This is a genomic window from Thalassospira sp. (assembly GCF_048059015.1).
In the GTDB taxonomy this organism is placed as follows: domain Bacteria; phylum Pseudomonadota; class Alphaproteobacteria; order Rhodospirillales; family Thalassospiraceae; genus Thalassospira.
In genome coordinates this window covers 107,189-129,542 of record NZ_JBLLNT010000003.1, presented here as the reverse complement: position 1 = coordinate 129,542, position 22,354 = coordinate 107,189, and the positions used below count along the sequence as shown (strand labels likewise).

Below are 22,354 nucleotides of genomic sequence, written 5' to 3'. Positions count from 1 at the left end.
ACGGGCAGGTGATGATCGGAGAATATTGTATGCAATCCCCGCGACATACACGCCAAAAGAAGAAAAGCCGCCATGCAAGAAATCAGTCTGCTTAATTCCGTTATCGGTCCGGTTATGCGCGGGCCATCAAGTTCGCACTGTGCCGCGCCCTACATGATGGCAAAGCTTGTGCGTGAGCTGTCCTGTGCAAACGGCGAAGTGCTTGAAAACGCTGTGATCCGGTTCGACCCGCGCGGGTCTTTTGCCCCGGTTTATAAGGCACAAAGCTCGGACGAGAATTTTGCTGCTGGACTGGCGGGCGCAAAGCTGACCGATGCGGATTACCGCGAAATCCTTGGTCGGGTTGAGCGCGGTGAGGGCTTCAAATTTGCGGTCGAAGTGACCGAGCTTGAAAACAACAACCATCCTAACCGTGTTGATCTGGAACTCAGCGTTGTTGCACCGGATGGGACCAAGCGTACCGATCTTTATACTGGGGCCTCTGTTGGCGGCGGGATGTATTACATCGACAGTATGAATGGAGAAGCGCTGTTTCTGACCGGTAAGACGGCGACCGTGTTTGTTTGGGGACCCACTGTTGTTGCAAACGCGGATGAAATTGCGGCCAAGCTTTCAGCAGGCGACAATAGTCTGCTTGGCGTATCGGTCGATCCGGCGCATGAGCGGATCGAAATTTCCCTGCAGGCGTTACCAAGTTCAATGCAGCTATCCGATCTTCGCGCACGTGATGGCATTGATAATGTGCGTTTTGCCGATGCATCACAATATCCGGTCTGTGCGACCGATGATCTGTTTTCAACCACGGCAGCGGTGATTGAAGTTGCTGACAAGCAGGAAGGCGGATCGATTGCCGATGCGGCATTGGCGTTGGAGGCCAAGCGACTTGGCCTGTCGCGTGAGGCAACCCGCGAACTGTTCCGGGAGCGTTGCGAGCTGATGCTGCGCGTGGTGGCCGAAGGGTTTGATGCCAAGCCAGAAGACAATGTTATGCGGTTTCTGACCCTGCGCGCGCGCAATGTCCGTGATGCCAACCTGCCAGCAGGGCTTGGCGGCCCGGTGTTGCAAGATGCGATGGCCGGTGCATTATCGGCGATGGAACGCGACAGCAACCGTGGTCTTGTGTGTGCCGCACCAACGGCTGGCAGTGCCGGTGTTGTGCCCGGAACGCTATATGGTTTGATCCGGCATGGCATTGATATTGAAGGGGCGACCGATGCGCTTCAGGTTATGGCGCTGATCGGGGCGGTGTTTGCGGTGCGCGGTACCTTTGCTGCGGAATGTGGTGGCTGTTCGGTCGAGACCGGCGCCTCGGCCGCCATGGCTGCAGCCGGTGTGACCCAGGCTTATGGTGGATCGGCCAAGCAATGCTTTGACGCAGCCAGCATGTGTTTGATGAACACCTTGGGTCTTGTGTGTGATCCGGTGGGCGGGGATGTGGAAATCCCGTGCCATGCGCGTAATGTGGCCGGCGTTTCGCATGCCTTTTCATCGGCGATGGCGGTTTTGGCGGGCTTTGACGCGGTTCTGCAATATGATGAACTCGTCGATCAGACCGTGAAAATTGGTGCGATGATGCATCCTGATTTGCGCTGTACGGCACGTGGTGGCTGTGCGGCAACCAAAACAGCCCTTCGTATGGTCGAGGCCGTGACGCAGGGCGTGTAAGAATCCCGTGAGAAAATGCGTTCTGATGATTGGAAATACCATCAGAGCGCCTTGCATTTATCGCGTTTTGGGCGTGGGTTTGCGCAATCCTTTTTCCCGTGGGTTGCCTGTTTTGGCATAATCGGTGAAATGATGTCAAACCCGTGCGAAATCGTTGGTTTTTCCTTGATAGATGCCCCTGATCGGTCAGGATAAGCCCATAATTAACAACCAATAGAGGCACTCCGTGTTTACCCCGAATTTGCTGACCGCCAATGACAAGGCCGGCGCATATCCCGCGTCCTATTACGCGGCATCTGCCAATGCGACGGAACCATTTGCAAAGCTTGAAGGGGACCAAACCTGCGACATTGTCGTCATCGGTGGGGGCTTTACCGGTTTGTCATCCGCTCTGCATTTGGCGGAGCGCGGATTTGACGTTGTGTTGCTTGAAGCGCATCGGGTTGGTTGGGGCGCATCGGGCCGTAATGGCGGTCAGGTCGGTTCGGGTCAGCGCCGCGAACAGGACGATCTTGAAAAGATGGTCGGGCGCGATGATGCCAAAAAGCTTTGGGATATTGCCGAACAGTCCAAGGACATTGTTAAATCCCTGATCGCCAAGCATGACATCAAGTGCGACTGGAAACCGGGTATCCTACATGCCGATCACCGGGCGCGCTTTGTCGATGATACCCATGCCTATTGCGACAAGCTGCGCGAAGAATATGGCTATAACGATATCCGGTCCGTCGACCGTGCCGAAATTCGCGAGATGCTGGGTACTGATTTTTATCATGGCGGATCGCTTGATATGGGGGCGGGGCATATACATCCGCTGAACTTTGCCCTGGGGATTGCCAATTCTGCCCGTGCGGCAGGTGCGCGCATTTTTGAAAATGCGTTTGTCACCGGCTATGAAAACAAGGCGGGCAAGGTCACGGTCAAGACCAAGGATGGCGCAACCATCACGGCCAACAAACTGATCCTTGGCTGCAACGGTTATCTGGATGCGCTTGATGATCGGGTTGCGCGCCGCGTCATGCCGATCAACAATTTCATCATCGCGACCGAGCCGCTTGGCGATGATCTGGCGCGGGAATTGATCCGTGATGATGTTGCGGTCGCAGATTCCAAATTCGTGATCAACTATTACCGATTAAGTGCAGATAAACGCATGGTGTTTGGCGGTGGGGAGACCTATGGCTACACCTTCCCAAGTGACATCAAGGCGTTTGTCTCGCCGCATATGCTTGAAGTCTATCCGCAGCTGAAAGACGTCAAGATCGATTATGGCTGGGGCGGGACCTTGGCGATTACGATGAACCGCATGCCGTTCTTTAGAAAGATCGACGACAATACCTTTACCGCGTCAGGCTATTCCGGGCACGGGGTTGCCATGGCAACCCTTGCCGGGCAGATCATGGCCGACGCAGTTGCCGGCACGATGGAACGGTTTGACGTGATGTCGAACCTTAAGATCCCGGTCTTCCCGGGCGGGAAGGCATTGCGCTTCCCGCTTCTGGTCGCGGCCATGCTCTGGTATTCGATCCGCGACAAGATTTAGGCTAGCGACGGTCAGGCAGGCTCGTTTTCCTTTGCTCTGTCTGACTTGGTCGGCTTATGATTTAGCGAAATCCCGTCTTTTGCACCTGCGGCAATGAGGCGGGATTTTACTTTCTGCCAGTTGGCTGAGTTCAGTGTAAGCGTGGTCGCGTCACTGAACGAGACGTCATAACCGCGATTAAGCGCGCCGGTAATCGTCGCATTCACGCAATATTCCCCATCCAGCCCGACGACAATCAAATTGCCAACACCGTGCTGGGCCAAAATGCGATCAAGTTTTTCCTCGTGAAACGCATCGGCGCGTGATTTGACTATGTCATGATCAATATCACCATCAATCCGTGCATCCAGATTAAGTCCATCAGACGAGGCTCCGCCACGGCCTTCGTTCAGAAGCCGGACCAAAAGATTGATGTACCAGCCATCAAACTTTTGGCGCACCGAAATGACAGGGGTGCCATTTTCATTGGCGGTTTCGACCAGTGCATTGATTGCCGTAAGGGTGCTTTCCATCGCGGCAGGTGGATAGGCCTGCTTGGCGGAGGCAGTAGTAAAATCCTCCTGAAAATCAATGATCAGAAGCGCGGTATTTGGCCGTGATGCCGGATCAATGGATGTGCCCGTACTCGCGGCCAAATGGCGATGGTGGCCGTAAGCTGTATAGGCTATAAGGGTTGCAATCACGGCGGCAATAATCAGGATCGCTGACCACATCGTCACGTTCTCCGTTCGTGGGGCAATTGGTGCTATGTCACGGTTTCGGCGTGGTTAACCTGTCGGCAAACCAACGGTTCATGACCTGCTGAACTCGGTAATGGGTTTCAATTTCTTCAACGGTAAACAGCGCTTCAAGTTCCAAAAGCTTCTGCATTTCATGATCACGGATGCGTGCGATCGCGCCATGCCCGGCATCGGTCAGAACATGAAAATGGGCACGTGCATGTTCAGGGTTGGCTTGTTGGGTTACCAGCCCCGCATCCGTTGCCTCGGCCAACATACGGGCGACAAACTGACGTTTAAGTTCCAGCTTTTGGGTTAATTGCGGGGCGGTCATCGCGCCGTCAGTGTAAAGAACTTCAAGGACGGCACGCTGCCCAACTGTAACGCCGCTATCACCCAGTTCCTGCTCTACATATGCGGAGATATGGCGCAGCAGGGGGCGGGTAAGCTGAATGGCGCGGTAAAGCTTTTCGGTATGTGAGTTCGGTTTGTTTTCCATGGGGCCATGAAACCCGATGATGAATATAATGTCAACTGGGTTGACATTATATTCATGTGACAGTTCTGACGGGCAGGGGGGGATGTCCCGGAAGAGTTATGAATGTTGTTGAGTTAAAGCCGAAGCTTATTTCGGATCCCAGCTTGAAACCGGATCATAACGTTCGCCCTTGCCAAGCAATACGCCATTGTGGGCGGCAATCCCGATCTCAAAGCTTGAAGCAATGCGAAGGGCGCGTTCCATGAAGTGCTTTGCAGCTGGTTCTTGGCAATATTCCGAAAGCGTCTGGGCAAACAGTTGCAGCCAGCGATCAAAATGATGTCGGGTTATCTTAAGAGGCAGATGCTTTTGCATCGGGCGGCCGTCGTAATTGCCGGTGGCCAAGGCGACCGATGACCAGAACATCACCATACGATCAAGATGATGATCCCAGTTCTCGACCTTTTCATCAAATGCCGGTCCCAGCAGATCGTCATCGCGGACCTTTGCATAGAAGCCGTGCACGATGTTTTTGATCATGTCCTGATCGATCCCGGTATCTTCCTTGATACGGCGGGTGGCGATTTCGCGGCGTTCCTTGATTTCGGCAAGGGTCGGCTGTTGGTCGGACATGATGATGGTGCCTATAGGTCGTTCAGAATGCCAGTTCAGTAGCGCAACTGGCCACTGCGCGACATGACATAAGTCACTTTTGATGCTGACGCAAATGGATCGCTGAATTTAAGCGCGCGAACATGGCCTGCTTAGGCGTAATTATCGCGCAGCCCGTAATAGCGATAGGCAACCGATCGCGCCAAGCGACGCAGGCTTGGCATCGGGAATTTGCCCATAGGGGTGCCAAGTACGGATCCGATATCATCATCGTCAATCGTGCCCAACATCCGTTCGGCCAACATCTTTCCGCCCTGACTTGCCAATGCGACCCCATTGCCATGCCAGGCAAGGGCTGTCCAGGCATCATGATGGCCGGGCACACGTCCGATATAAGGCCGCCAGCTTTGTGACAGGCACGCCAAACCATTCCAGTGATGGGAGAATTCCACATCCCGCCATGCCGGGAACATGCGATTGAAGTTATCTAGCAAGTCGCGTTTGCCCGCGGCAAAGGCGGCCTCGGTCGCGGTGATGCCGCCACGCCCGCCAAACAGGAACCGGTTATCGGGAAGCTTGCGGAAATAGTGCAAAAGGATGCGGCTATCAAAGGCCATTAAATCGCTTGTCCAGCCTTGTTCGGCAAGCTCATCCTCGCTAAGAGGGCGGGTGACAAGGATGCCTGAAAAGACCGGCATCAATCTGCCACCAACCCAATCGGGCAGGTTTTCCGCGCTATAGCCGTTGGTGGCGATGATGATCTTTCCTGCCGAAATCTGCGTGTTTCCGGCATGAAGGCGGTATCCTTCGCCGTCTTCGACCAAGCGATCAATCTTTGCCTGTTCAAATATCCGAACACCTGCTGCCACACACTGTTGATGCAGACCCACCAGATATTTCATCGGGTTTAGGCCAAAGCCCATTTTAACATGCAATCCGCCATGGGTGTCCTTGGCGTGAAGGCCGCGTTCATCAAGGGCTTCCGGGCTTAAAAGCTCGGTCTTGATCTTGGTGAAATGGGCCAGTTCGGCTGCTTCGTGTTTAAGTTCTGCTATCCGGTTTGGCTTATGCGCAAGGATGACTTCGCCATCAGAATGGCGGTCTGCATCGATGTTCCAATCCGTCAGGCGTTTTTCAACCAGATGAATGGCGTCGCGTTGAATGCGGGCAAAATGCCGAACTGCATCTTCGCCAAATCGTTTGGCAAGATATCCGTAATCCTTGCCACTGCCACCCATGCAGCAAAAGCCACCATTGCGCCCCGATGCGCCCCAGCCACTGCGCCCGGCATCAAAAACCGCGACATCTGCGCCGTTCCTGGCCAGTTCCAATGCGGCCGACAGACCACAATAACCGCCGCCAATGATCGCAACATCGGCCCTGATCGTGCCTTCAGCAGGCATTTCCAGACACTCGGGCAGGGGCGATGCGCTGGCGACCCAAAAGCTTTTGGGCATGGTATCGGTTTGATAGGCCGCAGGCTGGTAGATGCGTTTAAGCATGGGAAACTCGCTGGCGCGTGGGGCAGGGTGATTGGGCGGATAAGAAAATACCCGGCAATGATATCTCACGCCGGGTATTTCGTTAAGGCACTGTAATCAGATGATGATTACATTTTTCCGATTTTCTTCGCGGTCTCGTCAAAGGCAGCGCGTGCGCGTTTGACCAGCTCGTCGATTTCTTCTTTGGTGATGCAAAGCGGCGGGGACAGAACCATACGGTCACCACAGGCGCGCATGATCACGCCATTGGCAACACAGGCATCACGGCAAATCGTGCCAACCGTGCCCGGCTTATCAAACATTTTGCGCGTTTTCTTGTCATCAACCAGCGGCATGCCGGCAATCAGACCAACGGTTTCAACCGCACCGACCAGCGGGTGGTCTTCAAGGGTTTTAAGCGCTTTGGCGAAATAGGGACCGATATCATCCTTGACGCGTTCGACCATTTTTTCTTCGCGCAGGATACGAATGTTTTCAAGCGCCACAGCCGCACATGCAGGGTGACCTGAATAGGTAAAGCCGTGGGTAAACTCACCGCACTCATTGATCAGAACGTCGGCTACGCGATCACCAACCATAACGGCCGAGATCGGAAGGTAACCCGACGACATGCCCTTTGCCATTGGCATCAGGTCCGGCTTGATGCCAAACGTGTCAGAACCGAACCATTCGCCGGTACGACCAAAGCCACAAATGACTTCATCGGCAATCAGAAGGATGTCGTATTTTTTGCAGATACGCTGGACTTCCGGCCAGTAGGTTGACGGCGGAATGATCACGCCACCAGCACCCTGGATCGGTTCACCAATAAAGGCACCAACACGGTCAGCACCAAGTTCTTCGATCTTTTCTTCAAGCTTGCGTGCTGCAATCAGGCCGAATTCTTCCGGGGTGTGATCGCCACCTTCGCCGTACCAATAAGGCTGATCGATATGAACGATGTCGCGGACCAGCGCGCCGCCCTGTGCATGCATGCCAGACATCCCGCCAAGCGACGCACCGGCAACGGTCGAGCCGTGATAGGCGTTCTTGCGGCTGATGATGGTGGTGCGCTCAGGCTTGCCTTTAAGGTTCCAATACTGGTGAACCATACGAACAACTGTGTCGTTCGCCTCTGAGCCGGAATTGGCATAGAAAACGTGGTTCAGGCCTTCTGGCGTGATTTCCGCGAGAACTTTGGAAAGCTCGATCGCAGGCGTATTCGCGCACTGGAAGAAGTTATTGTAATAGGGCAGTTCCTGCATCTGCTTTAAAGCAGCTTCTGCAAGTTCCTTGCGGCCATAGCCGACATTCACACACCACAGACCGGCCATGCCATCAAGGTAACGTTTGCCGTTGGAATCTTCGATAAAGACACCTTCGGCGCGCGTGATAACCCGGGTGCCACGGTTATTCAGATCCGCCGTATCGGTGAACGGGTGAATGTGGTGAGCCTGGTCAATGTCCTGCCAATAGGCGGTTTTGTCGAAATTATTCATAACGTCTCCTGACAGCGATGCTTGTCTGTTTTGTGCGATATGTTGAACATCTGTTTTTAGTGTTCGTTTTTTTGAACACCTTTGCAAGAGGATTTTTCGACAAAATTTTTCGGCCTGAAAACTCGTTTTTTGTTATCTGGTGGTTGCTGTGGGATGCCTGTTGGTAACGAGTTGATCGGCGTGGAGATTTCTTTTGCACTGCATGATTTGCACGATATATCGAACGAAGGGGCTTGACCGGGGCATTTCGGCACGGCACGATGAGTTTCAGGGATAAAACCCGTTCGTCGGGGATCAACCCTGTAATAAAAGGCCTTTTCTGGGAGTATAAGACGATGAACAAGTCGTTCGTCGAAGACAGTAGGGCAGAAGCCCAACGATTCTTTGAAGAAAATCCGGATGTTGAACTTGTCGAGTTGCTCATTCCCGATGTCAATGGCGTGTTTCGCGGCAAGCGAATCAGCAAACAAAAGTTTCTCAAAAGTTTTACCGAAGGTGTGACGCTGCCGGGTTCGATGTGCCTGGTGGATATCACGGGGGACACCCCCGAAGGTACGGGCCTTCTTTGGTCGAGCGGTGACCAGGACAATCTGGCAAAACCGATCCCGGGAACGCTGTGCCGTGTGCCGTATGGCGAACTGCCATTGGCGCAGGTCATGATGAGCCTGCATAACCTTGATGGTACAAAATTCTTTGCTGATCCGCGCAATGTGCTGCAGGGCGTAGTTGATCGCATGGCTGCTGACGGTCTTTATCCGACTGTCGCACTTGAGCTTGAATTCTATCTGGCAGACCAGAACGAAAAAACCGCAGAACCGCTTCCGCCTCAGCCACTTGGCGGCGGGATCGCATCTGATGGTGTTCAGGTTTATGGTCTGCAGCAGATCGAAGATTTCGAAAAAGTCCTGCATGACGCGGTTGCCGAACTGAACCGTCAGGACATTCCGGCTGACACCATCGTTGCCGAAGCTGGTCCCGGCCAGTTTGAAATCAATCTGGGTCACGTCAATGATCCGATGATGGCCGCAGACCACGCTATGCAGCTTAAGCGTACCGTTAAAGGTATTGCTTGGGATCACGGTGTGACCGCGACCTTTATGGCAAAACCATATTCCGATCAGGCCGGTAACGGCTTGCATGTTCACGTGTCGCTGCGTGATGCGGATGGCAATAACGTGCTTTCGCCGGTGGCGGATGAGGAAGTTTCAGACAATCTGCGTTTCGCGATTGGTGGATTGCAGGAAGCCATGTTTGAAAGCATGGCGGTGTTTGCGCCCAACCCGAACTCGTTCCGCCGGTTCCAGAACAAGGCCTATGCGCCGATGTCGCCGAACTGGGGTCTGAATAACCGTACAGTTGCGTTGCGTATTCCGGCAGGCAGCCCGAAGGCCGCCCGTGTGGAGCATCGTGTATCTGGTGCGGATGCCAACCCGTATCTGGTTCTGGCATGCGTTCTGGCCGGGATGCATCACGGCATGAAGAACAAACTTGATCCGGGTGAACCCACTGTTGGTAACGGTTACGAGCAGCATGGTGGCCGGATCGTTCCGCGCAGCATGATTTCCGCACTTGATCGCTTCGTTGATGGTGAAATCGTCAAGGAATATCTGGGCGAACGCTTTGTCGAGGTCTTCGATATCTGCCGCCGTGCCGAATATGACGAATTCTTCGCCGAGGTCACCCAGCTTGAATATCGCTGGTACCTTGATGCGGTCTAGTCGCACATAAACAAGAATAAGTTCGATAGGGAATAAACGGGAATGTCGCAAAAGGTAGGGGATCGTTTGAAAGCGGTGCGCAGCATGTATGGGCTGTCACAGCGTGAACTGGCGCGTCGCGCCGGTGTTACAAACAGTACGATCTCGACGATTGAACAGAACCGGGTCAGCCCGTCTGTTGACAGCCTTGCCAAGGTCTTGGCCGGCATTCCCATGAGCCTGATCGATTTCTTCACCATCGATCTCGATAACGGTGAAGAAATCTTCTTTAAAAAAGAAGAGCTTGTTGAACTTTCTGACGGGACGATGTCGATGCGTCTTGTCGGGGCATCGCGCAAGGATCGTAAATTGCGCGTGCTCCATGAAACCTATCCAGCGGGTGGTGACACCGGTGACAATCTGATCGTCCAGAAGGGCGAGGAGGCCGGCGTCATCATTCGCGGGAAACTTGAAGTAACGGTCGGTGAGAGGGTCAAGGTGCTTGGCCCCGGTGATGCCTATTATTTCAATGCGGAAATTCCGCACCGTTTCCGCAATGTCGGCGATGGTGAATGTGAAATCGTTAGTGCCGCGACACCGCCGTCCTACTGATCACCTGCACAAAAGATCCGCCGATAAAAATATCGGCACCGAAATTTCAAAACTGAACAAGGCCCCAACGCGCCATCCGTCAGGAGACTTCCGATGACCAATCCGTTGAATTTTGAACAACTGACCGCCCAGGCCGCCGCCCTTGATATTCGCAACAAGGCGTTCATCAACGGTGCCTATGTCGATGCCGCATCGGGCAAGACATTTGATTGCATCAGCCCGCGTGATGGCTCGGTCCTGACACAAGTTGCCGAATGTGACGTTGAAGACGTCAATCGCGCTGTGGCATCGGCACGTGCGGTGTTTGAAAAAGGAAGCTGGTCGGAAGCAGCCCCGGCAAAGCGCAAGGCGATACTGCTTCATTTTGCTGATCTTCTGGAAAAGAACGCGGCGGAACTAGCACTTCTGGAAAGCCTTGATATGGGCAAGCCGATCACGCTTGCCGTACGCGATGATATTCCGCTGTCATACAAATGCATTCGCTGGTACGCCGAGGCGATCGACAAGATCTATGACGAGATTTCCCCGTCAGGAACCAATGAAATCGGCATGATCACCCGTGAACCGCTGGGCGTGGTTGCGGCAGTGGTTCCGTGGAACTTCCCGCTTATGATGGCGGTCTGGAAGCTTGGACCGGCCTTGGCGATGGGAAACTCGATTATCCTTAAGCCAGCCGAACAATCACCGCTGACAGCACTTCGTGTTGCGGAAATCGCGGTTGAAGCCGGTATTCCGGAAGGTGTTTTGAACGTTGTTCCGGGCTTTGGTCCGACGGCGGGCAAGGCGCTTGGCCTGCATGAAGATGTGGATTGCGTGACCTTTACCGGGTCGGGTGAAGTCGGCAAGCTGTTCTTGCAGTATTCCGGTCAGTCGAACATGAAACGCGTATGGCTTGAATGTGGTGGCAAAAGCCCGAACATCGTTCTGGCCGATTGCCCGGATATGGATGCGGCTGCGGCGGCTGCGGCCGGTGGCATCTTCTATAACCAGGGCGAAGTTTGCACTGCGGGTTCGCGTTTGATTGTTGAAGAAAGCATCAAGGACGAGTTCATCGAAAAGGTCATCGCCGCTGGTTCGAAAATGCAGCCGGGCGATCCGCTTGATCCGAAAAGCCAGATGGGCGCAATTGTCGATGAAAACCAGATGAACCGTGTTCTGGGTTATATCGAAAAGGGCTCGGCCGAAGGTGGCGTTCTGCGCACCGGTGGCAAGCGTGCACGTACCGAGTCTGGTGGATATTATGTCGAACCGACCGTGTTTGATGGCATCAAAAACGACATGACAATCGCCAAGGAAGAAATCTTTGGCCCGGTTCTGTCGGTAATTTCGGTCAAGGATTGGAAAGAGGCTGTTCAGACCGCAAATGATACGCCATATGGTCTGGCGGCTGCTGTGTGGACGCGCGATATCAACAAGGCCCATATGACCGCAAAGAAACTGCGTTCGGGTCTTGTCTGGGTGAATTGCTGGGACGGTGGATCAATCACCATGCCGTTTGGTGGTTACAAACAGTCCGGTACCGGTCGCGACCGTTCGTTGCATGCGCTCGACAAATATTGTGAAGTCAAGTCGACCTGGATTGCACTGGGCGACGCGTAAGGATCCCGTCGACCGCTGACAGGCAGACGGTCCGGGTTTGATACGGGAAGTGAGAAGGGTTTTAAAATGAGCAGCACCGGGGTCATTGACACCAAGGGCGGTGATAACGCCTTTACTGCAAAATCTGTGCATCAGAACACCAGCGAGCCGATGTATTCCGGTGCGCTGTCATTCATGCGCCGCAGATATTCCCGCGATCTCAATGGTATTGATGTCGCGGTTACCGGTATTCCCTATGATCTTGCAACGTCAAGCCGTCCGGGGACGCGTCTTGGCCCGCAGGGTGTGCGTCGTGCATCGACCAACCTTGCATGGGCGCCGCATTTCCCGTCTGGCCGTGATATCTTTGCCGAAATGGCTGTGATTGATTATGGCGACATGGTCATTGATCCGGGCCATCCAGAAAAGCTGCCGGAGATGATCGAAGATCACGCACGTGACATCGTTCAGTCGGGCGCAAAAATGCTGACAATCGGTGGCGATCACTTCATCACCTATCCGATCTTAAAGGCGCATGCGGAAAAGTATGGTGATGGCATTTCCCTGATCCAGTTCGATGCGCATTCCGATACCTGGGAAGATGATGGTGATCGTATCGATCACGGCACCATGTTCTGGCATGCCGCCAAGAAGGGCATCGTGAACCCGTCGAAATCCATTCAGGTCGGTATTCGTACCCATAATGAATCGACGCACGGCTATAACATCATCTATGGCCCGGAAGTTCAGTCCATGTCGATTGACGCCATTGTCGAACAGATCAAGGCAACGGTTGGCAACAATCCGGCCTATATCACCTTTGACATTGATGGTCTTGATCCGTGCTATGCACCTGGTACCGGTACGCCGGTTCTGGGCGGTTTGACCAGCCATCAGGCGGTGTCGATCCTGCGTGGTCTTGCCGGTCATGTGAATCTGATTGGCAGTGACGTGGTCGAAGTTTCTCCGCCATTTGATGTTTCAGACATCACGTCGCTGGCCGGGGCGACCATGGCTTGGGAAATGCTGAACATCCATGCGGTAAACCGCGCGAAGTAATCGCTGACTTGTCGGATACGCTGACACTGCATGATGTGTCAGTTCGACGAAAAATACTGGGCTGGCACTTTTTACGAGTGTCGGCCCTTGTTTTTTCATTTTCCTGTGGTCTTATTGCCCGAAGCAAAAAGAAACGATGTATGACAGGAGAATGAAATGAAACCGATCGCCATCACACGCCTGACCATCTGTGGGATTGATGAATTACCAACCCATCGCAGCCAGGGCGTTTCCCATATCCTGTCTGTGCTTGACCCTGAACGCGAAGATCCGACCATCTTTGCTGATTACGCCCCGCATGAACGTACCATCCTTCGTTTCCATGACGTGATTGATGACAAGGAAGGCCGTCCGATGCCGGTGAAGGCCGATGTCGAAGCCATTCTGGCCTTTGGTGAAACCCTTCGCGAAGGCCATCAGGATCGCCGTGACGGGCATCTGCTTGTCCATTGTCATATGGGCGTGTCGCGCTCGACTGCTGCCATGATCACCTTGATGGCGCAGTGCGAACCGGACCGTGATGAAGACAGCATCTTTACCACTATTCGCGAAATGCGTCCGATTGCCTGGCCAAATTCGGTCATGATTGCGATTGCCGATGAACTACTGGGCAGAGAAGGGCGTCTGAGCGCAGCACTTCATCGTCACTACGCCATTCAGCTTGAACGCGATGACAGCTTTGATGGCTGGATGAACAACCTTGAACGTGGCCGTGAAGTTGAATTTGGCCGTGCACTCTCCAAGCAAACCGCTTAATTTGGTTCTGACACGCAAGCCATCGGTTATTTGGTTTGCGTGTCAAATTGAATCGATTTAAAAGCGTGCGTCCCACAGATCGCTAATACTGAAAACGGGTCCGCCTGATGGTGGACGATCCGAACGGAGAAACGTCATGGCAGCCAAAGCTGTATGTCTTGGGGAACTTTTGATCGATTTTGTGCCGACCGTTACTGGTACCGGCCTTGCGGACGCACCGGCCTTTGCCAAGGCTGCGGGTGGCGCTCCGGGAAATGCGGCAGTGGGACTGCAGCGTCTGGGCATTGAAACCGGTTTTATCGGTAAACTGGGCGATGATGCATTCGGCCATTTTCTGGTCGACACACTCAAAGACGCTGATGTTGATATATCGGGCATCGTTCTGACCAAAGAAGCGCTGACTGGTCTTGCATTTGTGTCTTTGCGCGCCGATGGCGAACGTGAGTTTTCGTTCTATCGTAGCCCTTCTGCCGACATGCTTTTGAGCCCGGCCGATCTTGATCAGGATATGCTGAAATCGACCGATCTGTTCCATTACGGAACCCTTTGCATGATCGATGATGATCCGCGTGCGGCAACGCTTGAGGCGATCAAGATTGCGCGCGAAAATGGCGCAATCATTTCGTGCGATCCGAACCTGCGTTTGCCACTTTGGCCAAGTGTTGAAAAGGCCCGCGAAATTCTGCGTCTGGCAATCAGTCAGGCTGACGTCGTTAAAATGTCCGACGAAGAAATTACCTTTGTTTCGGGCAAGGATGACCTTGAAGAAGGCATCAAGGATCTTTGGTGTGATCAGTGGCGTGCCTTGGTTGTGACTTATGGCCCGAAAGGATCGCGCTTTATCACCCCGGAATTTGATGGTTTTGTCCCGTCATTTGAAATTACTGCGGTGGATGCAACGGGTGCCGGTGATGGCTGCACGGCAGGTTTCCTGTCGCGTTTGCTTAAGGACGCAGACCTTTTGAAGTCCGAAGAGAAGCTTGCCGCAGCGTGCCGTTTTGCCAATGCAGTCGGTGCGATCACGGCGACCAAACGTGGTGCGATCAATGCACTTCCGACCGAAAAAGAGGTCGAAGAGTTTCTTTCGAACCGCTAAGATCGAGGCCTTAAACGAAAATTCATGCGGCGGCCATAATCTTGCCGCCGCATGCTGCAAACTGTCCCACACATGGTTTGTTTCAGGGCTGCCGCAAATTGCGGAGCGACTGTTTCGTATGGATGAAATTTTGAATGGACCGAGGGTGGAATGTCTGCTGATACCATGACCGCAAGCTGGGACAAACTTGATCAACTGGGTGCCGAGGTTTCTGAAAACCTGAACCTGCGCCGTGCATTTGCCGAAGACCCGGCACGGTTTGAGCGCTATAGCGTCGCACTGAACGACCTGTTTGTCGACTATTCCAAAAACCTGATCACCGATGATGTCATGGCAGCCCTTGTCGAGCTTGCCAAGGCGGCCAATGTCGAAGGTTGGCGCGACCGGATGTTTGCCGGTGACAAAATCAATGTGACCGAAAATCGTGCGGTGCTGCATACAGCCCTTCGTAACCTTGATGGCGCACCGGTGGAAGTTGACGGCGAAGACGTCATGCCTGCCGTCAAGGAGGTGCTGGGCCGTTTGAAAGACTTTGCCGCGCGTGTGAATTCAGGCGAATGGAAAGGCCATACCGGCAAGAAAATCACTGATGTCGTCAATATCGGGATTGGCGGGTCTGACCTTGGCCCGGTTATGGTCAACGAAGCCCTTCGTCCGTACCATCTTGATGGCATTCGCTGCCATTTCGTTTCCAACGTCGATGGCGCGCATATTGTCGATACGCTGAAGTTCCTAGATGCGGAAACGACGCTTTTCATCATCGCATCAAAGACCTTCACGACCGATGAAACACTAACCAATGCCTATTCCGCGCGTGACTGGCTTGTCGGTATGCTCAAAAGCGAAGCCGCAGTTGCCAAGCACTTTGTCGCGGTTTCAACCGCCCTTGATAAGGTCGCAGCTTTCGGGATCGATACCGACAATGCGTTCGGCTTCTGGGACTGGGTTGGCGGGCGTTATAGCCTGTGGTCGGCGATTGGCTTGCCGATCATTCTCGCCGTCGGGTATGACAAGTTCGAAGAATTGCTGCGCGGTGCGCAATCGATGGACAACCATTTCAAAACCGCACCAATTGAAACAAACATTCCGATGATTCTTGGTTTGATTGGTGTTTGGTATCGCAATGTTCTTGGCGCATCGAGCCAAGCAATCCTGCCTTATGATCAGCATCTGTCGCGCCTTCCGGCCTATCTGCAGCAGGCCGATATGGAAAGTAACGGCAAGTCCGTAACACGCGATGGCAAACAGATTGCCTATGAAACCGGTCCGATCATCTGGGGTGAGCCGGGCACCAATGGCCAGCATGCGTTTTATCAGCTGATCCATCAGGGCACGGAACTGATCCCGGTTGATTTCATCATGGCGGCCAATGCGCTTCATCCGCTGGCAAACCATCATGACAAGCTGGTTTCCAACTGCCTGGCACAGGCCGAAGCCCTGATGCGGGGCAAGACCGAGGAAGAGGTACGTGCGGAACTGGCGGGAAGTGACCTGTCACCGGCCGAGATTGACGTTCTGGCACCGCAAAAGGTGTTTGAAGGCAACAAGCCCAGCACCATGATCCTATATAAGCAGCTTGATCCCTTCACCCTGGGCCGCTTGGTTGCGATGTATGAACATAAGATCTTTGTTCAGGGCATCATCTGGAATGTGAATTCCTATGACCAGTGGGGGGTTGAGCTTGGCAAGCAGCTTGCCATGGAACTGCTTCCGATGGTTGAGGGCAAGGAAGATGCCGGATCGCGCGACGCATCTACCGCAGGCCTGATCAAACATTTGCAGTCGCTGCGCGGTTAAGCCGCCAAAGATGAAGTCATGATCCCTTGTCGGGGATGATGCGCAGACGATAGTGACCTGAAGGACGGCGTTGGCCATGGCTGACGCCGTCCTTGCAATATTCAAGCTGACCTTCCGAACATAATTGATCTGCAACCTGATGCACACGTGGCATCAAATCGCGCCAGTATGATCCGAAAGATCGCGCGACTTCGGATGGGCAGATGGTTTTCTCGACACCGTGTTCTGTTGCCAGATCGATTGTGCGCTGACGCAGGATGGCGTAGGTCGGGATATCTTCATCGCTTTGATCAAACATCATGGCGATAAACTCTGTTGTTCAGTGTTCGTTACGGCCTTTCGATTGCCCCGACACCGCTCAGAGCAATAACGAACGTCGTCCCAGCAATCTTTCCATTTGCGCCGCCATGAAAACGGGCGCGCGCAACTTGCACAGATTTTCTCTGGCAGGTGGGATTTGCTTTGGCGATGTCCGTTGGCATTGCGTGGCATGTCACAGGGCCCTGATTGGCGCGATCAACCGATAAGCGTTTCGATCATGGTGTGTGCGGCAGACTGACCACTGCGCCATGCGGCTTCGACACGCGCACCAAGGCACCAGTCGCCTGCGGCAATCACGCGACCATTCATGCCATTAAGCTGCGCACGGCCAAGTGGCGTTTTGGTCCGGGCATAGCGCCAACGATGCGCCTGAACCGAATGCAATTCAGGCAACTTCACGCCACTGACATCGCGAAGGGCGGCCAACAGCTTTTCAATCACGCGTTCCTTGTCTTCTTCCAGATGGTCGCGTGACCATTCCGGGCTTGCATGCAGGACCCACGGATCAGGCGTTCTGCGATGGAACATGTCATTGCTTTGACTGCTGCGTGCGGCCCAACTGATATCGGGGCAGGGATGGATCATCGCATCAAACGCGGTTGGTAACGGCTTTTCAAATGCCACCATCACAGCCCAGCACGGCGCCATCACCACATCGCCAATCGGATCAAAGCGTGGGCTGAGTGGGCGCAGAAGATCAGCCGTTTGCGGGGCAGGAGCGGTGACGATCACGCCATCGAACGGGCCAAATTCACCATCGAGATCATCATGCAGCATAAAGCTTCTTGGTGTTATCGCATCGATTTTGGTGATGCGGTGCTGTTTTCTGATTTCAAACGGTTCGACCAGTGGACGGATAAGTTTGTTCATCTGCGGCGCGCCCTGATACCATTTTTCCAGCGCGAGGTTGCCGCTGACTTCTGGGATGGTATCGCCAGAATACGCGCCATGATCACCGCCACGATGCAGGTTGGGTTGCCAGTTCTGTGCCGCGTTAAATTCAGCAGCCTGATGAAGGTAATCGTTAAAGCCCGGATGGCGCGCGGTTACATACTGCGCACCATGATTGAAATGTCCGAACTCGGTCCGCCGTGATGCCAATCGTCCGCCAAGGCCGCGGCTTTTTTCAAACACGGTTACATCCATGCCGATTTTATGAAGGGTGCTGGCAGCTTTAAGGCCGGCCATGCCAGCCCCGATAATGGCGATCTTGATCATGCTCATTTGGCGTTCCTGTCTTGCATTTGGTCGGACAAAACCGGCTCTTGCATAGTGGTACGGGACGGCGCGCGTTTTGGAGCAGTCAGTGCCATAAGATATTTATGAAACTGTCACCGCGTGGTCATTAAACTGTTACAGCAAATCAGGAAGTTGTCTGCACTGACGAACCATTTACCAAGGGGGAATTTATGCGTTCTTCACTGCTGGCAACTGCTGCCGTTTCTGTACTTCTGACTGCCTGTGTAAGCACTGCTGAAAACAATGCGATGATGGTTTCTGGCGCTGCCAATCTTGGCGCGCATCCGCTGACCATCGTGCCGATGGGCGAATACCGCACCGGTATGCTGGACGAAGGTGCTGCTGAAATCCCGGCTTTTGATCCGATCTCCAAGCGCATCTTTGTCGTGAACGGTGCCGATAAGGCGATTGATATTCTTGATATGTCTGATCCATCCAAGCTGACCAAGATCGGCTCGATGGAGCTTTCGACATGGGGCAAGGGTGCCAACAGTGTTGCAATCAAGGATGGCATCGTCGCGGTTGCGGTTGAAAACAAGGACAAGCAGGCTGCAGGTCAGGCTGTATTCTTTGACACCGAAGGCAGCTTTATTTCTGCTGTAACGGTCGGCGCACTGCCAGACATGATCAAGTTCACCCCGGATGGCAAATATGTTCTGGTCGCCAACGAAGGTGAGCCGAGCGACAATTTCAAAAACGATCCGGAAGGCAGCGTTTCGATCATTTCGCTGGCGGGAGGTGTGAACAACCTTAGTGCTGCAAATGTTCGTACTGTTGAATTCTCGTTCCTGAATGATGGTGAACTGCCTTATGGCATGCGCACGTCCAACCCGGGCACCTCAAGCGTTGCCCAGGATGTTGAGCCGGAATATATCGCCGTCTCCAAGGACAGCAGAACCGCCTATGTCTCGCTTCAGGAAAACAATGCTGTTGCGATCATTGACATCGATGGCGCATCGGTCAAACGCGTTGCTGGGCTTGGTTTCAAGGACCATTCGGTTCACGCCTTTGACGCAAGTGACAAGGACGGCAAGATCAACATTCGTACCTGGCCGGTCATGGGCATGTATATGCCTGACACCATCGATGCGATCGAAATCGGTGGCAAGGAATGGGTCCTGATCGCCAACGAAGGGGATTCACGTGATTATGACGGTTACAGCGAAGAAACCCGCGTTGGTAAGCTGAAACTCGATCCGGTTGCCTTCCCGACCGCAAGCACGCTTCAGAAGGACGAAAACCTTGGCCGTCTGAAAACCACGACCGCACAGGGTGATACCGATGGCGATGGTGACGTTGATGTCATCTATAGCTACGGCGCGCGTTCGTTCTCGGTGCTTGATGCAAATGGCGAGATGGTCTTTGACAGCGGTGATGCCTTCGAGCAACTTCTGGCATCGAAATATGCCAACGTGTTCAACTCTTCCGACACCGAAAACTACAGCCGTGACAACCGTTCGGACGACAAAGGTCCGGAACCCGAAGGCATTGCATCAGGTTACGTCAATGGTACGCCTTATGCCTTTATCGGTCTGGAGCGTCAGGGTGGTTTCATGGTTTACGATCTGACCAACCCGACCAACCCGCAATTTGTTACCTATCACAGCGATCGTCGTTTCTCGGGCAGCCCGGAACATGACAGCGCAGGTGAGTTGGCCCCGGAAGGCATGCAGTTCGTTGATGCCAAGGATAGCCCGACCGGTAATGCGATGCTGGTTGTTGCATCCGAAGTATCAGGCAGTACCAAGGTTTACGACCTGAAATAATCGGCAAGTTTGATTGCATCATCTGATCAGGGAAAGCCGGGTTTTGCCCGGCTTTTTCTTTTATGCGCGTTGCGTGGTAAAATGTTTCAATCCATAGGCAAATTCGACTAAACTCCGCCCACGGTCAGGAACATGGCCGGTTGATAAATAGGGGAGTTCGGGACACTGACTACGCGACGTGAACCACATATCCTGGTCGTGGATGACGATCAGGAAATCCAGAAGCTTTTAAAGAAATTCCTGCTCCAGCATGGTTTTCGCATCACGACCGTTTCAGACGGCAACGAGATGCATCGTGCATTGCGTGACTGGAAGATTGATCTGGTCATTCTAGATATCATGCTTCCGGGCGAAGATGGCTTTGCGCTGTGTCGCGATGTGCGCCGCACGTCCAAGGTGCCGATTGTCATGCTAACGGCTGTTGGCGAGGATACTGATCGTATTCTTGGCCTTGAACTGGGGGCGGATGATTATCTGACCAAGCCGTTCAATCCGCGTGAATTACTGGCCCGTATCCGGGCGGTGTTTCGCCGGTTTGAAACCGGGACGGTGGGGCCGGTCGAAAATGAAATCGCCCCGACGCGCAAGATCATCTTTGGTGAATGGACCCTTGATATCGGATCACGGGAATTGCGTGATGCCGATAATGTTGCAGTGCATTTGTCGACCGGCGAGTTTTCGCTTCTTTTGGCATTGGTGAAAAACAACAAGCGTGCGCTTTCGCGTGAGCAACTGGTGGATATTGTCCGTGGTCAAAGCTCCTTGCCGTTTGATCGCAGCATCGACATTCAGATCAGCCGTCTGCGCCGCAAGATTGAAAAAGATGCCAAGAACCCGAAACTGATCAAGACCGTGCGTGGCATCGGCTATCAGTTCTGCGCTGACACCCAGTCGATTTAAGGACTGGCGATGGCGGATATGTTCGCAGATTTCAGCAACTATCTTCGTCGCTATAAACCGCGCACCTTGGGTGGGCGGATTTTCATCCTGATGATGGTCGGCGGATTGATCATCGCGACGCTAAGCGCGATGGCATCCTATTACGTCATTGAACGTGGCGAGCGCATCAGTCGCGCCTATACACTGGGCTTCACGCTGCGTGAACTGGTTCGCATTGCCGAAAACCCGGAGTTCGAAGCCGATATCGTCAGTATTGCGGCCCGTGACGGGATGACGTTAAAGCTGTTGCCGCCAGATGATTTGGGCACGCTGCTTTTATTCTCCCGCCCGGCACAGCATATCGCCATGCCGGCACGTCTGGCCGATACCGGTTGGCCGACATCGGTGAAAGTGCATTTCCTGCGTGGGCGGCTCAGTGCCGAACAGCGTGAAATCATCGAAGCGGCCGAAAACCCAAGCCTGTTCTTTGCCGAACTATCGCGTGAGATTGCCCGTTTGGGCCTACAGGCGCAGATCGAAATCATGATGCCGTCAGGCAAACGCATTTTGGTCAGCCATGGTGAACTGTGGTCAAGCTATTCAAGCCCGTCACTGGTGTTCCTTGTTTTCCTTTTGGGCGTCGTTGCCGTCCTTGTCGTGTTTGCGACATTGGCCGATTTACTGGCGGGACCATTCAAGAACCTGACACGTGCAATCATTGATCATGGTGATGAAGTCGATGGCCCGCCGGTTGAAGAACGCGGCCCGACGGAAGCCAGGTCAATGGCAGCTGCCTATAACGATTTGCGGGAGCGTATTTCGCGCATGTTGGGGGACCGAACCCGGATGCTAGCCGCCATTTCGCACGATCTGCGCACGCCCAGCACGCGCCTGCGCTTGCGTGCCGAGTTCATTGAAAATGACGAACTGCGCGAGACGATCTTGCGCGATCTTGATGAGATGGACGGGCTTTTAAATGATGCGCTCGACTTCCTGGGGGACTGGATCCAGAAGGAAGAAGAACGCACCGTTGATTTCGTCTCTGTCCTTGAAGCGATCTGCGATGATTATGCCGATCTTGGTCGTCCGGTGACGTTCGCCGGGCCGCAGCCCTTACAATTCAGTTCGGTCCAAACTGTATTTGGCAGTGGCGATGAAATGCATTCCTTTGATGGTAAGCGCAGCATTCGGCTGTCCTGTCGTCCGGGAACGCTCAAGCGTGCCTTTACCAACCTGATTGAAAACGCGCTGAAATATGGTCATCGCGCGCGTGTCAGTCTGGAAGCAACGGCGGACACCGTCCTTGTCACCATCCGCGACGAAGGACCGGGCATTCCGGTTGAGCATCAGGACAAAGTATTCCTGCCGTTTTACCGTGTTGAAGGATCACGCGCACGCAGCACCGGGGGCAGTGGCCTTGGGCTTTCGATCGTTAAAACCGTCATTGATGCCCACGATGGCCGGATCGAGCTTCGCAATATGCCGGGTAAGGGGCTGGAAGTTTTGATCTCCCTACCGCGTCGCGTATAGAGCACAAAAAACGGCCCGGATTTCCGG

Annotated in this window: 20 protein-coding genes; 12 read left to right on the top strand and 8 right to left on the bottom strand. The window is 53.8% G+C overall.

All coding sequences use genetic code 11. The features are described from left to right. Positions 1-72 precede the first annotated feature (72 nt). The gene (locus tag ACMZ66_RS04470) at positions 73-1,665 is read left to right on the top strand and encodes an L-serine ammonia-lyase, iron-sulfur-dependent, subunit alpha (protein WP_416934827.1); all 1,593 of its coding nucleotides are present in this window, start codon (positions 73-75) and stop codon (positions 1,663-1,665) included. Positions 1,666-1,891: 226 nt separating this feature from the next. Then, entirely contained in the window at positions 1,892-3,208 is a 1,317-nt protein-coding gene (locus ACMZ66_RS04465; protein ID WP_416934825.1) for an NAD(P)/FAD-dependent oxidoreductase, read from the top strand. Positions 3,209-3,219: 11 nt separating this feature from the next. Here ACMZ66_RS04465 and ACMZ66_RS04460 read toward each other — a convergent pair whose 3' ends face one another. The 5 genes from ACMZ66_RS04460 to ACMZ66_RS04440 form a co-directional block, all read right to left on the bottom strand. Next, a complete protein-coding gene (locus tag ACMZ66_RS04460) occupies positions 3,220-3,921 on the bottom strand; it encodes a cysteine hydrolase (RefSeq protein WP_416935624.1) in 702 nt (233 codons plus the stop codon). 37 nt (positions 3,922-3,958) lie between these two features. Next, positions 3,959-4,426: a MarR family winged helix-turn-helix transcriptional regulator gene (locus tag ACMZ66_RS04455; RefSeq protein ID WP_416934823.1), complete on the bottom strand. Its 468-nt coding sequence runs from the start codon at positions 4,424-4,426 to the stop codon at positions 3,959-3,961. 126 nt (positions 4,427-4,552) lie between these two features. After that, a complete protein-coding gene (locus ACMZ66_RS04450) occupies positions 4,553-5,038 on the bottom strand; it encodes a group III truncated hemoglobin (RefSeq protein ID WP_416934821.1) in 486 nt (161 codons plus the stop codon). A 131-nt stretch (positions 5,039-5,169) separates the two neighbouring features. Next, positions 5,170-6,519, bottom strand: coding sequence for an NAD(P)/FAD-dependent oxidoreductase (locus tag ACMZ66_RS04445; RefSeq protein ID WP_416934819.1), 1,350 nt, complete (start codon positions 6,517-6,519; stop codon positions 5,170-5,172). 107 nt (positions 6,520-6,626) lie between these two features. Next, positions 6,627-7,997 (bottom strand): aspartate aminotransferase family protein, encoded by a 1,371-nt coding sequence (locus ACMZ66_RS04440; protein WP_416934817.1) that lies wholly within the window; start codon positions 7,995-7,997, stop codon positions 6,627-6,629. A 335-nt stretch (positions 7,998-8,332) separates the two neighbouring features. On the opposite strand from ACMZ66_RS04440, the gene ACMZ66_RS04435 reads away from it, so the two are divergent. The 7 genes from ACMZ66_RS04435 to pgi all read left to right on the top strand — a co-directional run bounded on the left by ACMZ66_RS04435 (position 8,333) and on the right by pgi (position 16,592). Further along, positions 8,333-9,715 carry a glutamine synthetase family protein gene (locus ACMZ66_RS04435; protein WP_416934815.1) on the top strand — a complete coding sequence of 461 codons (1,383 nt, stop codon included), beginning with the start codon at positions 8,333-8,335 and terminating at the stop codon, positions 9,713-9,715. Between the two features lie 42 nt (positions 9,716-9,757). Then, complete coding sequence (locus ACMZ66_RS04430; protein ID WP_416934813.1) at positions 9,758-10,306, top strand: cupin domain-containing protein; 549 nt, start codon at positions 9,758-9,760, stop codon at positions 10,304-10,306. Between the two features lie 93 nt (positions 10,307-10,399). Next, positions 10,400-11,905, top strand: a complete 1,506-nt coding sequence (locus ACMZ66_RS04425) for an aldehyde dehydrogenase (protein ID WP_416934811.1) — start codon at positions 10,400-10,402, stop codon at positions 11,903-11,905. 66 nt (positions 11,906-11,971) lie between these two features. Then, positions 11,972-12,943 (top strand): agmatinase, encoded by a 972-nt coding sequence (speB, locus tag ACMZ66_RS04420; RefSeq protein ID WP_416934809.1) that lies wholly within the window; start codon positions 11,972-11,974, stop codon positions 12,941-12,943. A 156-nt stretch (positions 12,944-13,099) separates the two neighbouring features. Beyond that, entirely contained in the window at positions 13,100-13,699 is a 600-nt protein-coding gene (locus ACMZ66_RS04415) for a tyrosine phosphatase family protein (RefSeq protein ID WP_416934807.1), read from the top strand. Positions 13,700-13,835: 136 nt separating this feature from the next. Continuing rightward, entirely contained in the window at positions 13,836-14,795 is a 960-nt protein-coding gene (locus ACMZ66_RS04410; protein WP_416934805.1) for a PfkB family carbohydrate kinase, read from the top strand. A 150-nt stretch (positions 14,796-14,945) separates the two neighbouring features. Beyond that, positions 14,946-16,592 (top strand): glucose-6-phosphate isomerase, encoded by a 1,647-nt coding sequence (gene pgi, locus ACMZ66_RS04405; RefSeq protein ID WP_416934803.1) that lies wholly within the window; start codon positions 14,946-14,948, stop codon positions 16,590-16,592. Positions 16,593-16,608: 16 nt separating this feature from the next. Here the strand turns inward: pgi and ACMZ66_RS04400 are convergent, their stop codons facing one another. Genes ACMZ66_RS04400 through ACMZ66_RS04390 form a run of 3 tightly spaced genes read right to left on the bottom strand, consistent with a single transcriptional unit; the run spans position 16,609 to position 18,137 of the window. Continuing rightward, entirely contained in the window at positions 16,609-16,893 is a 285-nt protein-coding gene (locus ACMZ66_RS04400) for a DUF3253 domain-containing protein (RefSeq protein ID WP_416934801.1), read from the bottom strand. Beyond that, positions 16,890-17,084, bottom strand: a complete 195-nt coding sequence (locus ACMZ66_RS04395; protein ID WP_416934799.1) for a DUF2256 domain-containing protein — start codon at positions 17,082-17,084, stop codon at positions 16,890-16,892. The genes ACMZ66_RS04400 and ACMZ66_RS04395 overlap by 4 nt, the downstream gene beginning before the upstream one ends. Before the next feature lie 24 nt (positions 17,085-17,108). After that, a complete protein-coding gene (locus tag ACMZ66_RS04390) occupies positions 17,109-18,137 on the bottom strand; it encodes an NAD(P)/FAD-dependent oxidoreductase (protein WP_416934797.1) in 1,029 nt (342 codons plus the stop codon). 185 nt (positions 18,138-18,322) lie between these two features. On the opposite strand from ACMZ66_RS04390, the gene ACMZ66_RS04385 reads away from it, so the two are divergent. From ACMZ66_RS04385 to ACMZ66_RS04375, 3 genes are all read left to right on the top strand, one after another. Continuing rightward, positions 18,323-19,918 carry a choice-of-anchor I family protein gene (locus ACMZ66_RS04385; protein ID WP_416934795.1) on the top strand — a complete coding sequence of 532 codons (1,596 nt, stop codon included), beginning with the start codon at positions 18,323-18,325 and terminating at the stop codon, positions 19,916-19,918. A gap of 198 nt (positions 19,919-20,116) precedes the next feature. Continuing rightward, on the top strand, positions 20,117-20,818 hold the full coding sequence (locus ACMZ66_RS04380; RefSeq protein WP_416934793.1) for a response regulator: 702 nt from the start codon (positions 20,117-20,119) through the stop codon (positions 20,816-20,818). 9 nt (positions 20,819-20,827) lie between these two features. Next, positions 20,828-22,327 (top strand): sensor histidine kinase, encoded by a 1,500-nt coding sequence (locus ACMZ66_RS04375; protein ID WP_416934791.1) that lies wholly within the window; start codon positions 20,828-20,830, stop codon positions 22,325-22,327. The last annotated feature ends 27 nt before the right edge of the window (positions 22,328-22,354 follow it).